Origin of the sequence: Thalassovita autumnalis (genome assembly GCF_001458255.1) — a bacterium.
GTDB classification, from domain to species: domain Bacteria; phylum Pseudomonadota; class Alphaproteobacteria; order Rhodobacterales; family Rhodobacteraceae; genus Thalassobius; species Thalassobius autumnalis.
In genome coordinates this window covers 162,471-177,153 of sequence record NZ_CYSB01000005.1, presented here as the reverse complement: position 1 = coordinate 177,153, position 14,683 = coordinate 162,471, and the positions used below count along the sequence as shown (strand labels likewise).

15 protein-coding genes are annotated in these 14,683 nt (G+C 60.4%); 8 read left to right on the top strand and 7 right to left on the bottom strand.

Features of this window, described 5'->3' with window-relative positions; translation table 11 throughout:
- Positions 1 to 42: 42 nt before the first annotated feature.
- The 6 genes from TL5118_RS01865 (at position 43) to TL5118_RS01840 (ending at position 5,877) form a co-directional block, all read left to right on the top strand.
- Complete coding sequence (locus TL5118_RS01865; RefSeq protein ID WP_058243262.1) at positions 43 to 396, top strand: nuclear transport factor 2 family protein; 354 nt, start codon at positions 43 to 45, stop codon at positions 394 to 396.
- Positions 393 to 1,934 carry an ABC transporter ATP-binding protein gene (locus TL5118_RS01860; protein WP_058243263.1) on the top strand — a complete coding sequence of 514 codons (1,542 nt, stop codon included), beginning with the start codon at positions 393 to 395 and terminating at the stop codon, positions 1,932 to 1,934. The genes TL5118_RS01865 and TL5118_RS01860 overlap by 4 nt, the downstream gene beginning before the upstream one ends.
- Entirely contained in the window at positions 1,934 to 3,031 is a 1,098-nt protein-coding gene (locus TL5118_RS01855; RefSeq protein WP_058243264.1) for an ABC transporter permease, read from the top strand. The genes TL5118_RS01860 and TL5118_RS01855 overlap by 1 nt, the downstream gene beginning before the upstream one ends.
- A gap of 3 nt (positions 3,032 to 3,034) precedes the next feature.
- Complete coding sequence (locus TL5118_RS01850; RefSeq protein ID WP_058243265.1) at positions 3,035 to 4,045, top strand: ABC transporter permease; 1,011 nt, start codon at positions 3,035 to 3,037, stop codon at positions 4,043 to 4,045.
- A 138-nt stretch (positions 4,046 to 4,183) separates the two neighbouring features.
- Positions 4,184 to 5,116, top strand: coding sequence for a sulfite exporter TauE/SafE family protein (locus TL5118_RS01845; protein WP_058243266.1), 933 nt, complete (start codon positions 4,184 to 4,186; stop codon positions 5,114 to 5,116).
- A complete protein-coding gene (locus tag TL5118_RS01840; RefSeq protein WP_058243267.1) occupies positions 5,113 to 5,877 on the top strand; it encodes a TIGR02186 family protein in 765 nt (254 codons plus the stop codon). The genes TL5118_RS01845 and TL5118_RS01840 overlap by 4 nt, the downstream gene beginning before the upstream one ends.
- A 22-nt stretch (positions 5,878 to 5,899) precedes the next feature.
- Here the strand turns inward: TL5118_RS01840 and TL5118_RS01835 are convergent, their stop codons facing one another.
- From TL5118_RS01835 to TL5118_RS01820, 6 genes are all read right to left on the bottom strand, one after another.
- Entirely contained in the window at positions 5,900 to 6,619 is a 720-nt protein-coding gene (locus tag TL5118_RS01835) for an SDR family oxidoreductase (RefSeq protein ID WP_058243268.1), read from the bottom strand.
- Positions 6,616 to 8,154: an ATP-dependent DNA helicase gene (locus TL5118_RS01830; protein WP_058243269.1), complete on the bottom strand. Its 1,539-nt coding sequence runs from the start codon at positions 8,152 to 8,154 to the stop codon at positions 6,616 to 6,618. The genes TL5118_RS01835 and TL5118_RS01830 overlap by 4 nt, the downstream gene beginning before the upstream one ends.
- On the bottom strand, positions 8,123 to 8,473 hold the full coding sequence (locus TL5118_RS21140) for a hypothetical protein (RefSeq protein ID WP_131727392.1): 351 nt from the start codon (positions 8,471 to 8,473) through the stop codon (positions 8,123 to 8,125). Before TL5118_RS21140 ends, TL5118_RS01830 begins: the two co-directional genes overlap by 32 nt.
- Before the next feature lie 151 nt (positions 8,474 to 8,624).
- On the bottom strand, positions 8,625 to 8,801 hold the full coding sequence (locus tag TL5118_RS21285; protein ID WP_165590005.1) for a hypothetical protein: 177 nt from the start codon (positions 8,799 to 8,801) through the stop codon (positions 8,625 to 8,627).
- Between the two features lie 146 nt (positions 8,802 to 8,947).
- Complete coding sequence (gene ccrA, locus TL5118_RS01825) at positions 8,948 to 10,237, bottom strand: crotonyl-CoA carboxylase/reductase (protein WP_058243438.1); 1,290 nt, start codon at positions 10,235 to 10,237, stop codon at positions 8,948 to 8,950.
- Positions 10,238 to 10,344: 107 nt separating this feature from the next.
- On the bottom strand, positions 10,345 to 11,733 hold the full coding sequence (locus TL5118_RS01820; RefSeq protein WP_058260713.1) for a 1-acyl-sn-glycerol-3-phosphate acyltransferase: 1,389 nt from the start codon (positions 11,731 to 11,733) through the stop codon (positions 10,345 to 10,347).
- A 166-nt stretch (positions 11,734 to 11,899) separates the two neighbouring features.
- On the opposite strand from TL5118_RS01820, the gene TL5118_RS01815 reads away from it, so the two are divergent.
- Together TL5118_RS01815 and TL5118_RS01810 are read left to right on the top strand one after the other, a co-directional pair.
- Positions 11,900 to 13,879 (top strand): ethylmalonyl-CoA mutase, encoded by a 1,980-nt coding sequence (locus TL5118_RS01815; RefSeq protein WP_058243270.1) that lies wholly within the window; start codon positions 11,900 to 11,902, stop codon positions 13,877 to 13,879.
- Between the two features lie 90 nt (positions 13,880 to 13,969).
- Positions 13,970 to 14,284: an acylphosphatase gene (locus TL5118_RS01810; RefSeq protein ID WP_082626252.1), complete on the top strand. Its 315-nt coding sequence runs from the start codon at positions 13,970 to 13,972 to the stop codon at positions 14,282 to 14,284.
- A gap of 26 nt (positions 14,285 to 14,310) precedes the next feature.
- Here the strand turns inward: TL5118_RS01810 and TL5118_RS21560 are convergent, their stop codons facing one another.
- Positions 14,311 to 14,418, bottom strand: coding sequence for an ectoine synthase (locus tag TL5118_RS21560; RefSeq protein ID WP_278044370.1), 108 nt, complete (start codon positions 14,416 to 14,418; stop codon positions 14,311 to 14,313).
- Positions 14,419 to 14,683: the final 265 nt, after the last annotated feature.

The window sequence follows — 14,683 nt, the reverse complement described above, 5'->3', positions numbered from 1 at the left end:
GCGCCAATAAACGGCGCGGCCTTCTCCTATAGGGAAAATCAAATGACACATCCCGTTAATCTCTTTTTTTCTGCCTGGGGCGAGAGCGATGCCGATGCGCGGGGCACTGCCCTGTCCGCCGTTCTGGCCCAGGATGTTTACTACGCTGACCCCAACACGCCCGAACCATTACACGGGGCAGATGCGGTGATCGGCTATATCGCTATGTTTTCCGCCAACATGCCCGGCGCTGGCGCCGCTGTTGCCGCTTTGGATGAGCACAACGACCACGTTCGGGCCACGGTGGATTTCTTGAAAGACGGAACCGCGATGATGCGCGGCCAGTATTTTGCTGATCTGGAGGCGGGGAAAATCACGCGTCTGGTTGGCTTTACCGGAATGGGGGACAACACGTGACGTCAACACCGGCACTAGAACTCAAAGGCATCTCCAAAGCCTTTGGCCCGGTCCAGGCTAACAAGGACATTTCGATCTCGGTGCAGCCGGGAACGATCCACGGGATCATCGGGGAAAACGGCGCAGGGAAATCCACCCTGATGTCGATCCTCTATGGTTTCTACAAGGCAGACGCTGGTGAGATCTTTATCAAAGGTCAAAAGACCGCCATCCCGGACAGCCAGGCGGCGATCTCGGCTGGCATTGGCATGGTGTTTCAGCACTTCAAACTGGTGGAAAACTTCACCGTTCTGGAAAACATCATCCTGGGCGCCGAAGACGGCGGCCTGCTGCGCCCCTCGCTGGCCAAGGCCCGCAAGGAACTGAAGCACCTCGCCGAAGAATATGAACTGAACGTCGACCCCGACGCGCTGATCGAAAACCTCAGCGTGGGCCACCAGCAGCGGGTTGAGATCCTCAAAGCGCTCTATCGTCAGGCCGAAATCCTGATCCTTGATGAGCCGACCGGCGTGCTGACCCCGGCCGAGGCCGATCAGCTGTTCCGGATCCTGGATCGCCTGCGCGAAGAGGGCAAAACGATCATCCTGATCACCCACAAGCTGCGTGAAATCATGGACACCACCGACACGGTGAGCGTGATGCGCCGCGGCGAAATGACCGCAACGGTCAAGACCGCAGAAACCAGCCCAGAACAGCTGGCAGAGCTGATGGTTGGCCGTAAGGTGTTGCTGCAGGTGGAAAAAGCCCCAGCGCAACCCGGTGCAACCATCCTTGAGGTCAAGAACCTCTCGGTCACCGATGACAAAGGTGTGCAGCGTCTGAAGGACGTTTCATTGAACATCCGTGCCGGTGAAATTCTGGGCATCGCCGGTGTGGCGGGCAATGGCCAGTCCGAACTGATGGAAATTCTGGGCGGCATGATCTCGGGCACCGGCGCTGTCACGCTCAACGGCGAGCCGCTGGATCTGACCGGCAGATTCTCCGATGGGCGCTCACGCCGGGCGCGCGGCGTGGCCCACGTGCCAGAAGACCGTCAGAGCGAAGGCCTGATCATGGACTTCCACGCCTGGGAAAACGTCGCCTTCGGCTATCACCACGACGAGAAGTACCAGAAAAACGCGCTGTTCATGGACAACAACGCGTTGCGCGAAGACACCCAGCGCAAGATGGACAAGTTCGACGTGCGCCCGCCCCTGCCTTGGCTGGCGGCCAAGAACTTCTCCGGCGGCAACCAGCAGAAAATCGTTGTTGCCCGTGAGATTGAGCGCAACCCCGACCTGCTGTTGGTGGGCCAGCCCACCCGTGGCGTCGACATCGGCGCGATTGAATTCATCCACAAACAGATCATCGAACTGCGCGATCAGGGCAAAGCCATCCTGCTGGTTTCGGTGGAACTGGATGAAATCATGTCCCTGTCGGATCGCATCGCGGTCATGTTTGACGGGAAAATCATGGGCGAACGCATGCCCGAAGACACTAACGCACAAGAACTTGGCCTGCTGATGGCCGGTGTTGCCGGAAACGGAGGAGCCGCCTGATGGACAAGATGCCTAAATGGGCCGATGTGGTCCTGATCCCGCTGATCTCATTGATCCTCGCTGCTGTGATCTCCTCTCTGGTGATCCTGGCGATCGGTGAAGACCCGATAGCTGCCGTGAAACTGATGGTTTCCGGCGCGTTGGGATCCTCCAACGGCTGGGGCTACACGCTCTATTACGCCACCAACTTCATGTTCACCGGCCTTGCCGTGGCCGTGGCCTTCCACGCCAGCCTGTTCAACATCGGCGGCGAAGGCCAGGCGATGCTGGGCGGCCTGGGCGTGGCCCTGGTCTGCCTGTTCATTCCATGGCCCCATTGGAGCCTTGCCATCGTGGGTGCTGCGGGTGCTGCGGCACTGTTTGGGGCGGCCTGGGCAATGATCCCGGCCTATCTGCAGGTGCGTCGCGGCAGCCACGTGGTGATCACCACCATCATGTTCAACTTCATCGCCTTTTCGCTGCTGAACTACCTGCTGGTAAACCAGCTGCGCCCGCCACGGGCGATGGATCCGGCCTCGGCGAAATTCCCCGAAGCCACCCACCTGCCCAGCCTGCATGACATTCTGGGCACCGTTGGGATCGAGTTTTCCAAACACGCCCCGGCCAACGTCAGCCTGCTGATCGCTGTCGCCGCCTGTTTTGCGGTTTGGGCGCTGATCTGGCGCACCCGTTTCGGCTTTGAGCTGCGGGCCTTTGGTAAATCCGAAAGCGCCGCACGCTACGCCGGCATCTCACCGTTCAAAATCACCATGGTTGCCATGCTGATTTCCGGCGGTCTGGCCGGCATGATGGCCATCAACAACGTCATGGGTGAAAGCGAACGACTGGTTCTGAACGCGGTCGAAGGCGCTGGCTTCATCGGCATCGCCGTTTCGCTGATGGGCCGCAACCACCCGTTTGGGGTCTTCCTGGCCGCTATCCTCTTCGGCTTCCTCTATCAGGGCGGCGCGGAACTGGCGCTCTGGACTGACATCCCGCGCGAGCTGATCATCGTCATTCAGGCGCTGGTCATCATGTTCACAGGTGCCCTCGACAATATGGTGCGGATGCCGCTGGAGCGGATCTTCCTGGCCCTCAACACCAAGAAGGAGGGTTAAGCGATGGATTTCCTCACACTCCTACAGGTTCTCGACACCACCATCCGCTTCGCCACGCCTCTGCTGTTGGCCTGTCTGGCGGGCCTTTATTCCGAACGTGCCGGGATCTTTGACATCGGCCTCGAAGGCAAGATGCTGGCCGCGGCCTTCTTCTCGGCGGCGGTGGCCTATACCTCAGGCAACGTCTGGATCGGCCTTTTGGCCGGTGTAGCGGTCTCGGTGCTGCTGTCGATCCTGCACGGTCTGGCCTCCATCACCTTCCGGGGCAATCAGCTGATCTCAGGCCTAGCCATCACCATGCTGGTCGGCGGCATGACCGTCCTTGTTGCACAGGATTGGTTCAAACAGGGGGGGCGCACCCCGCAGCTGGAAGGTGCAGCGCGGTTTGAGCCGATCACCCTGCCCTTCGCTATTGGGCCAGCAGACGCCGAAGCCAAAGGAGAGCAGCTGTCCAAACTGATCGCCGAGGCTTCACCGCTGCAACAGATCTATTCCGAGCTGATCTCGGGCCACCCGATCCTGGTCTACCTTGCACTCGCGCTTGTGCCGCTGACCTGGTGGGTGCTGTTCCGCACCCGCTTTGGCCTGCGTCTGCGTGCGGTGGGGGAAAACCCTGCCTCGGTTGATACGGCCGGTGTCTCGGTTGTGTCGCTGCGCTATTCGGCGGTGCTGATCTGTGGCGTGCTCTGCGGTTTGGCCGGGGCCTATCTGGCCACCGCGATGCAGGCCGGTTTTGTCAAAGACATGACCACAGGTCGGGGCTATATCGCCCTGGCAGCGCTGATCTTTGCCAAGTGGCGGCCGTGGTACGCACTCTGGACGACGCTGCTCTTTGGTCTGTTCCAGGCGCTGGAACTGCGCACTGATGTGATCGAAAACGTGATTGGCATGGCCGTTCAAAGCCAGCTGTTGGGCGCCCTGCCCTATATCCTGACCGTGGTGATCCTGGCCGGTTTCGTCGGCAAGGCGATCCCGCCGCGCGCCGGTGGCCAGCCCTACGTGAAAGAGCGCTAAGCCACCTTTCACCCCCTCAACATTCAGCCCGGACGGTTCCGCACCGCCCGGGCTTTTTCTTTGCGGCATCAAGCGTTCTGCGTCAGATTTCCACAGCTTCCCCTTGCGATATACGCGACGGGCGGGCTAGGAAAACATATGTATATCTACCTCCCTATCGCCGAAGTTTCGGTCAATATTTTCCTGCTCTTCGGGCTTGGGGGGATTGTGGGGGTGCTGTCAGGCATTTTTGGCGTCGGCGGCGGCTTCCTGATCACACCGCTATTGTTCTTTGTTGGCATCCCGCCTGCCGTTGCGGTGGCCACCTCAGCCAACCAGATCGTCGCCTCTTCGGTCTCTGGCCTCTTTGCGCATCTGAAGCGCAAAACCGTGGATCTGCGCATGGGCAGTGTGTTGCTAGCCGGCGGGCTTGTCGGCTCGGCCTTTGGGATCATGCTGTTCAACTACCTCAAGGCTTTGGGGCAGGTCGATCTGCTGGTTCAGCTCTGCTACGTCATCTTCCTCGGGGTGATCGGTGGCCTGATGTTCATCGAAAGCCTGCGCGCCATCCGCCGGGCCCGCAAAGCCGGTGGCGTTCTGCGCAAACGCAGTCAGCACAATTGGGTGCACGGCCTACCATTCAAAGTGCGATTTCGCGCCTCCGGGCTCTATATCTCGGTGATCCCCGTGCTGCTGGTCGGCGCCTGCGTTGGTGTGCTGTCGGCGGTGATGGGGGTTGGCGGCGGCTTCATCATGGTGCCAGCGATGATCTATATCCTCGGTATGCCGACCAAGGTTGTGGTGGGCACCTCGCTGTTTCAGATCATCTTTGTCGCCGGGTTCAACACGCTGCTGCATGCGATCACCAATAAAACGGTCGATCTGCCGCTGGCGCTGTTCCTCTTGATCGGCGGCGTGGTCGGCGCCCAGTTTGGCAGCTCCATCGGGGTGAAGCTTAAGGCCGAAACCCTGCGCATCCTGCTGGCGCTTCTGGTGCTGTCGGTCTGTGGCAAAATCGCGCTGGATCTGCTGCTGGAACCAAGTGAGCTTTACACGATCAGCCGTCCCAATGCAGCGGGGGGCAGCCAATGACACGCCTGTTGCTGATCTTTACCCTTCTGCTGACCCCGTTCTTTGCAGCGGCGGAAGAGGAAATCGTGCTGGGCCTCAGCCAGGATAAGGTTGCCATCACCGCGCAGTTTGATGGCTCTGACATCCTGATCTTCGGCGCCGTCAAACGTGAGGTGGCGATCCCCGAAAACGAGCTGGATGTCATCATCGCCATCGAAGGCCCCACCGGCCCAATGGTGGTGCGCCGCAAGGAAAAGAAGTTCGGCATTTGGATCAACGGCGCCGCGCTAGAGGTCGACAAAGCCCCCGCGTTTTACGCCGTGGCCTCTTCGGCCCCGCTGGCCGATATCCTGCGCCGCATCGAAAATGAGCGGTATCAGATCACCGTCGACAAAGCGATCCAATCGGTCAGCGCCACGGTCCAGTTCGGCAACACCCAGGCCTTCACCGAAGCCCTGATGCGCATTCAGGCCAACAACGGGTCCTACCAATTGCTGGAAGAGGCGGTCGAGGTCGATCAACAGACCCTGTTCCGCTCCTCAATTTCGCTGCCGTCCAACCTGACCGAAGGCGATTACAACGCCCGGATCTTTCTGGTGCGCAACGGCCATGTGGTGGCGGATCTGGAAACCGTTATCGATGTGCGCAAGGTGGGGCTGGAACGGTTCCTCTATAACCTCGCGCAGGAACAGGCGCCTATATATGGCCTGCTGTCGATCCTGATGGCCATTGCCGCGGGCTGGGGCGCCTCGGCCCTGTTCCGCCTGATCCGGGACGGCTAAGCCGCCCCGGCTGAGCCCCCAGTCAACCGCGCCCGATATAGGGCATGTTGGTCGCCATCAGCGTCATGAACTGCACATTGGCCTCCGGCGGCAGCACCGCCATGTTCATCACCGCATCCGCCACGTGCGACACATCCATCGTGGGCGGCGCATTCTCAGGATCCCGGTCGATAATGCCCTGCAACAGCTCAGTTCTTGCGTTGCCAATATCGATCTGGCTACACGCAATGCCAAAGGCGCGACCATCCAGCGACAGGGACTTGGTCATGCCGGTGATGGCATGTTTCGTGGTGGTATAGGTGACTGAGCCTTCGCGTGGCGCATGGGCTGAGATTGAGCCGTTGTTGATGATCCGCCCGCCCTGCGGGTCCTGTCGGCGCATCAGACCAAAGGCAGCATGGGCGCAATAGATCATCCCATCCAGATTGACCGCCCGCACGCGGTCCCATTCCTCGGTCGCGATCTCATCGATTGGGGCTGCGGTGCCGAACATGCCTGCGTTGTTGAACAGCACATCCAGCCGACCGGCCTGCGCCACGAAACCTTCGAAGGCGTCCTTCACCGCTGCGGCATCGGTCACATCGCAGGGCAGAACCACCGCGTTGTCATAGCCCTTGGCCACCTCAGCCAATGCCTCAGCACGACGCGCCAACAGGCCAACCTGCCAACCCGCCTGCAAAAACCGGCTGGCACAGGCGGCGCCGATACCGGCGCTGGCCCCGGTGATAATGATCGATTTCATGCCTCGCTCTCCTCTTGCGTGGTCAAGGTCAGGGTGGGCGCGGCTTTGGCTTTCAGATCGTCAATCCGCAAAGGCTCGCTGGGTTTTGACAGCCGTGGGCGCACAACCCAGTGCAGCCGTTCCTCCGCCCGGGTGATCGCGACGTAGGCCAGTCGTTTCCACAGGGGTTGCCCCGCCTCAACGCGCCCCATACGCGCCGCCGCATAAAGGTCCGGTGCAAAGACCTGCACGTCTTTCCATTGAGACCCCTGCGCCTTGTGAATAGTCACCGCAGCCCCATGCAGGAACACCGCCCCCATACGGGCCGCGAAAGGGATAAACGGCTCTTCCTCATCGGGTTTTTCGATCTTCACGATTGAGGCCGCAGACACCTGCGGGTCCTCAGCCCCCATCACATGCAGACGGGAAAACCCCGGCTTGCGCCCCTTGCCCAGAAACACCACCTGCGCCCCTTTGATGAGGCCGCGCGCCTCCAGATCAAGGCGTTTCTTGCGGTGTTTCAACGGCAGTTCAATCCCGTCACAGATCAGCGGCTCACCTGACAGCAGCTCATCCTCCGGTGCGCCATAGACCGAGCGGAAGGCGTTGATCAGCCGGATCCGTGTCGCATTGCGCCAGACCAGAACTGGCGAGCGCGCCATCAGATCCACCTCCACCCGCTGGCCCCAGACCACCCGATCATCCCGCCGCGCCGTGTCTTCGACCAGCCGTTCGAAATCCTCGAAGCCCACCTGCGGATCGGCCAGCGCATGAGCCAGATCCAAGATGGGGTTGTCCGCCTCCTGCCGGTGGATCCGGCTGAGGTTCATCACCGCCTCTTTCGGTAGCGTGTCAAAAACCATCTGACCCGATTGCCCCACCGGTGCCAGCTGAGCCGGATCGCCAAACAGCACCAGCGTCGGGAAGATCTCTTTCAAATCGGTGACCTGCTTGTCATCCAGCATCGAGCTTTCATCGATAAAGCCGATGTCCAACGGCTCATCCCGGCGTTTCCAGCCGGTGATGAAATCCGATCCGCGCAGACCTGCCGCTGCCAGCGCACCGGGGATGGATTTATGCAACTCATAGAAGGCTTTGGCGCGCTCCAGCGCTTCTTCGGTCAGCTCTTCAATCTCGGGCTTGTCACCGCTGCCCGACAGCCATTCGGCAATCTTTTCATACTCCGGATCATAAACCGGTGTGTAAAGGATACGGTGGATCGTGGTCGCCGGCACGCCGCGCATGCGCAAAACGCTTGCCGCCTTGTTGGTTGGGGCAAGAATGGCCAGCGTCCGGCGGTCTTTGGATTTCTTGCCCTCATAGTCGCCAGACACAACGCTGACGCCCGCCGCTTCCAAGGCTTTGTAGAGCTGCGCCAGCAGCAGCGTTTTGCCCGATCCCGCTTTACCGGTCACCGCCACCACACGGTTGCGCCCATCATGGGGCGGGGTCAGCAGATCCTCATCCAGATCAACCCCCGCAGCGCGCAGGATGTCGGAAATACGGTCATAGGCAACGGCCTGATCATCGGAGAATTGCAGCGCGGGAACAGTCATGGCGCGACCCTATAGCGGGGCGTGACGAAGGGCCAGAGGCCATCGGCTGCAGCCCGGTTTCAAACGGCGCATAGGCCCTGTTCCACCACCGCCGGATCTGCGCTGGTGAACAGCGCGCCACCCGGCACAATGCGGGCGATCCCATGGCGGCAAGCCCCTGCATTTTCGGCGCATTTTGCAGATCTACATGCAATTGGTCCAACACTAGGGCCAGCCCCGCCGCAGCCTCAGGATCACACAGGTCGGTTTGCTGCAGATCCCCAAGGTTACGCCATAGCGCCTGTCTAAGGTGCAGGGAAATTGCCGCCTGTGAGACCATCGCCCGATCCTCCCACCAAAGACGAAAACACCTGCCTGTTTGGGTGCCAGCGGTATTGGCGCAGGGCTTCACGAGGGCAAGACGCAACATAAGCGAAGGATAGGCAGCTCACCTTGCCAAAACCTGAGTCTACCGAACGGTGACCAGCGACCTATCTGCCGCTTGCCTGCGCCCTGCCCGCTTCCATGCCGCGACCTGCCTCCAACAGGATCTCAGCCAGTGCCACCCGTTCCGTAGCTTCAAGCTGATGCGCCAGCACATCCAAACCGTTGAGATCTGCGTAAGCCTTAAGGTCGCGCAGAACCTCCAATATCCAGTCGTTTTTCATCATGGACCCTTTTGTCGGTCCCTACGCCCGGGCGCACGCTAGCACATTTTCGCGCCAAAGGAGAATGGCGAAATACCTCAAATTAGAAATGCCGCGCCCCAGGTCAGGGGCACGGCATCAAACTTTCGCAAGAAGCGATCCGTGGATCAGGATTTCCCCGCGTCCAGCACATCCTCAAGTGTGCGCAGCCCGGTCTTGGGGGCCTGAACCAGCACCGACATGTTGCCGGGCTTATGTTCGTTGCGGTACATTTTCATATGTGCCTCAGGGATTTCCGCCCAGGGGAAGACCTCAGACATATAGGGGTCAATGCGGCGCTCAATCATCAGCTTGTTGGCGGCAGCAGCCTGCTTCAGATGAGCAAAGTGTGAGCCCTGCAAACGCTTCTGGTGCATCCAAGTGTAGCGCACGTCAAAGGTACAGTTGAACCCGGTGGTGCCGGCGCAGATTACAACCATGCCGCCCTTTTTACAGACCAGGTTCGACACCGGGAAGGTGGCTTCGCCGGGGTGTTCGAACACGATGTCGACGTTGTTGCCTTTGCCGGTGATGTCCCAGATCGCCTTGCCAAAGCGGCGCGCCTCTTTGAACCAGGCCTCATATTCCGGCGTGTTCACCGTGGGCAGCTGGCCCCAGCAATCAAAGTCCTTACGGTTGATCACGCCTTTGGCGCCCAGCCCCATGACAAAGTCCCGCTTGTCCTCGCCCGAGATCACGCCAATCGCGTTTGCACCCGCAGCATTTGCCAGCTGGATCGCATAGGACCCTAGGCCACCCGAGGCACCCCATACCAGAACGTTCTGGCCCGGCTTCAGCTCATGCGGATGGTGACCGAACAGCATCCGATAGGCGGTGGCCAGCGTCAGTGTGTAGCAGGCGCTTTCTTCCCAGGTCAGATGCTTGGGACGCGGCAGCAACTGCTGTGCCTGCACCCGGGTGAACTGAGCGAAGGAGCCATCAGGCGTCTCATAGCCCCAGATCCGCTGGCTGGGCGAATACATCGGGTCGCCGCCGTTGCATTCCTCATCATCGCCATCATCCTGGTTACAGTGGATCACAACCTCGTCGCCCACTTTCCAGTTCTTAACCTTATCACCCACGGCCCAAACGATGCCCGAGGCATCGGAACCGGCGATATGGTAGGGCTGCTTGTGCACGTCGAACATGCTGATCGGCACGCCCAGACCGGCCCAGATGCCGTTGTAGTTCACACCTGCCGCCATCACCAGAACCAGCACTTCGTGGCTGTCCAATTTGGGGGTGTCTACGACTTCGACCTGCATGGCCTTGTTAGGTTCACCCTGACGATCGCGACGGATCGCCCAGGCGTACATCTTTGCCGGGACATAGCCCAAGGGGGGCATTTCGCCGACTTCGTAGAGTTCCTTTTCAGGCGCGTCATAGGGCGCAATGCCGGTGTTGGTATCCAGAGCCATCTGAGCCTCCATAAGTGATCATGCCGCGACGCAGAATCGCGGGTCTGATCCGAGAGATAAAGATGGGCGCGAAACAAAGCAATCCTGTTTGCGCAATTTTTGTAATTTTATGACCCAGCAGTCGCAGCATTATCCGGCGGATCTTCGCTGCGATCGCGAAACAGATGCCCAATGGAGGCCGCGTAAAACACCAGAATGTCGTGCTTTTCCTCAACAATTGTGACCTTATCGACCTCGACGGTCACCACTCCCCGCCCCTCCAGCAGGGCGATAGATTGTTGCACGGCCAGGCTTGTGCGACGTCGCGGCAGGTAGATGTTGCCTTCGGGCAAACGCTTCATCGCTTTCTCCAGACGGATCTCCAGCGCAGTCATCTCGACCGGTCCGCCATCCTCCAACAGCAGATGCGCAATCAGTGGCACGGGCAGCACCGGCATGTCGCGCGAAATCTGCGCCATCAGGCCCTCGGCCAGATCCTCAACCTCACCGGTGAACTGGCTGAGCGCCACCGGCTGACCAAAGCGCACTGCGGCCGACCCATAGCGGCGGCGGCGTTCCTGACGGCCCAGCCACCAGATCTTCAGCGTGCCCCACAGGGCGCGGCGCAGCTTGACGCGGAACTTGCCCTTGCCCTTGGTCTGCGCTGCAATCAGCACCTGATCTTCCAACAAACGGTCGTAATTCATCGCGACCGGCACAAAGACCACTTCGCGCCCGCCCTCCTGATGAGCATCAAAGATATATTTCAAAATACCCAGTTTTGGCGGCGCCAGTTTTGCATCCAGGCTCAACCGTCCTTCGGGGAACACTGCCTGGCTGACGCCGGCCTGAGTTGCCTGCCGCACAAAAGTCGCCAGCACCACGCGGTATAGGTCATTGCCATCGCGGCGCCTGATAAAATAGGCCCCCATCGCGCGCACCAAAGGCCCCAACGGCCAGCCCCGCGCCCATTCCCCCACCGCATAGGACAGCGCACCATTGCGGGACGCCAGGAAGGTCAGCAGCACGTAATCCATGTTGGAGCGGTGGTTAGACACCAGCACCACGGTGGCGTCTTTGTCGATCTCTTCGATCTTCTGCAGATCCTTGTTCAGCACCCGCACCCGGTAAAAACTGCGCCCCAGCAGTTCAGCAATGCGCGAGCCAAAGCGGAAATAGGTCCAGGCACTGAAGGCCGGCACGATTTCACGCGCGTAGCCGCGTGCCTTTTCAAACGCCACGGCCTCAGGAATTTTCTGCTCCTTTGCGTAATCAGACACCGCCTGACTGACCTCGGGATCATAGATCAGCCTCTCGATCATGTCGTAGCGCCGGGCCAGTTTGAACGGCTCAATTGGCCGACTCAACCGGGTGTTCAACTGCGCCACCAGACGCTCCATCCGTTTGCGGAAAAACCAACGGACCGAGGGGAATAGGAAGTGTGAGGCAAAGGTGACGGCGGCAAACCCCACCAGCAGAACCAGCGCCCACAGCGGCATTTCAACGCTTCTTGTCATGCGGGCACCATGCCGTGAAACGCGATGGGGGTAAATCTCGCACTGCAGCATTTTCTGACGCTGCGACGCGGCGAATTGACAAGGTTGCAAAATTCCACGTATCACTATCACAGCGAAATAAAGTTACCGACCCGATTCACAGTTCCCGGTAAGAGGAGAGGCCGCCATGACCGAGACCGCCCCAGAGCGCCAAAGAGACCGCCCCTGGCTGTTCCGAACCTATGCAGGCCATTCCACTGCCAAAGCGTCCAACGCGCTTTATCGCTCCAACCTGTCCAAGGGCCAAACTGGCCTTTCGGTGGCGTTCGACCTGCCAACCCAGACGGGCTATGACAGCGATCACATTCTGGCCCGCGGTGAGGTTGGCAAGGTGGGTGTGCCGGTCTGCCATCTGGGTGACATGCGGACCCTGTTTGACGAAATCCCGCTGGAACAGATGAACACCTCGATGACGATCAACGCCACCGCGCCGTGGCTCTTGTCGCTTTACATCGCGGTGGCCGAGGAACAGGGCGCCGACACCAGCAAGCTGCAGGGCACGGTGCAAAACGATCTTATCAAGGAATACCTCAGCCGAGGCACCTATATCTGCCCGCCCAAACCCAGCCTGAAGATGATCGCGGATGTGGCAGAATACTGCTATTCCAACGTGCCCAAGTGGAACCCGATGAACGTCTGTTCCTACCACCTGCAAGAGGCCGGCGCGACACCTGAACAGGAACTGGCCTTCGCCCTTGCCACCGCACAGGCGGTGCTGGACGAATTGCGCCCGCGCGTCCCGGCCGAAGATTTCCCTGCAATGGTTGGGCGCATCAGCTTCTTTGTGAACGCGGGCATCCGGTTTGTGACCGAGATGTGCAAAATGCGCGCTTTCGTCGACCTCTGGGATGAGATCTGTCAGCAGCGCTATGGCGTTGAAAACCCGAAATTCCGCCGCTTCCGCTACGGGGTTCAGGTGAACTCGCTTGGCCTGACGGAACAGCAGCCGGAAAACAACGTCTACCGGATCCTGATTGAAATGCTGGCGGTGACCCTGTCGAAAAAGGCCCGCGCCCGCGCCGTGCAGCTGCCCGCTTGGAATGAGGCCCTTGGCCTGCCGCGCCCCTGGGATCAGCAGTGGTCGCTGCGGATGCAGCAGATCATGGCCTATGAAACCGACCTGTTGGAATATGAGGATCTGTTTGACGGCAACCCCGCCGTGGACCGCAAGGTCGAAGCGTTGAAGGACGGCGCGCGGGCGGAACTGTCAAACCTCGACAGCATGGGTGGTGCCGTTGCCTCCATCGATTATATGAAATCGCGTCTGGTCGACAGCAACGCCGAGCGTCTGAACCGGATTGAGCGCAATGAAACCGTTGTGGTTGGCGTCAACAAATGGACGCAAGGCGAAGACAGCCCGCTGATGACCGGCGATGGCGGCATCATGGTGGTGGATCCGGCGGTGGAGGCCGAACAGGTCACCCGTCTGACGGAATGGAAAGCGGACCGCGATCAGGATGCGGTGGCCAAAGCACTGGCCGCCCTGCGCGCCGCTGCGGAAGCCGGGGAAAATATCATGCCCGCCTCCATAGCCGCGGCCAAGGCTGGGGTGACCACCGGCGAATGGGCCGCCCAGATGCGCAAGGTGCATGGCGAATACCGTGGCCCCACTGGCGTGTCGAAATCCGTCAGCAATAAAACCGAAGGTCTGGAAGACATCCGCGAAGCCGTGGACATGGTCAGCGACCGTCTGGGCCGCCGGTTGAAGTTCCTTGTCGGCAAACCGGGTCTCGACGGGCATTCCAACGGGGCTGAACAGATCGCTTTCCGCGCCCGCGACTGCGGTATGGATATCGACTACGAAGGCATCCGCCTGACGCCAGAGGAACTGGTTGCGGCGGCTCAGGAAAAACAGGCGCATGTGGTGGGGCTGTCGATCCTCTCCGGTTCGCACATGCCATTGGTGGAAGATCTTCTGGCGCGGATGCGGACGGCGGGCCTCAGCCATATCCCGGTGATCGTTGGCGGCATTATCCCGGACGCCGACGCCCAGCGCCTGCTGGAAATGGGGGTGGCCAAGGTCTATACGCCCAAGGATTTTGAGCTGAACGCCATCATGCGGGACGTTGTTGCGCTGGTGGACCCAAAGGCCGTGGCGGCTGAATAGCGCGCCCGGTCTGCGCGGCGAAGTTTTGGGGCGACTCAGGCGGATGTGTTAGGCTGAAGCCCTGCTCAGCCCAAAACCTCGGATCTCGCCATGCCCCATATCACCGTCGAAGCCCGCATCACCGGCAAGGTTCAAGGCGTCGCCTATCGCGCCTGGACCCAATCTCGTGCCCGCCGTCTGGCGCTGAACGGCTACGTGCAGAACGAACCTTTCGGATCTGTCCGCGCGGTCTTTGCCGGCGAACGCAATGCGGTCAATCAGATGCTGGATGAACTGTGGGAAGGCCCCGGCGCGGCCTCGGTGACGGATGTGCAATCCGCCCCGGTAGAGGCCAGCAAAACCACGGCGGAGGCGGCGCCCAGCCCAGCGGCGGACGGGTTTTCCATCCGCTACGGCGCTGACTGATCCCAAGCCGAATTGACCACTAGATATCAGCCTTCACTCACCGCGTAGCTGCCATCTGCCCGGTGCACCTCACGCCCACTGAGCGGCAGATTAAAGACGCACACAAGCCGCAGGTCGGCGCTGGTGGCGCGCACGATATGGCGATCAAGCAGTTAGATCTGCATCTTGGGTGTCGCTGTTTCTGCGGCGCGTCAATTGCGTCGAACTCCCCAAAGCGGGGGAACGGCTGCACCCTTCCACGCGCCGCGCGTTTTCAGCCCCAGAGCGGAGGGGCGGGAGTTGAAACGGCAGCGCTGTCCTGCTGGAAGCAGCCATTGTCGGGCATGGCGAGGTATCTGCGGGCGAAACCACGGACCTGAATGCCAGAAAATAGCGACTTCCAGGCCGGTGTTTTTGGGC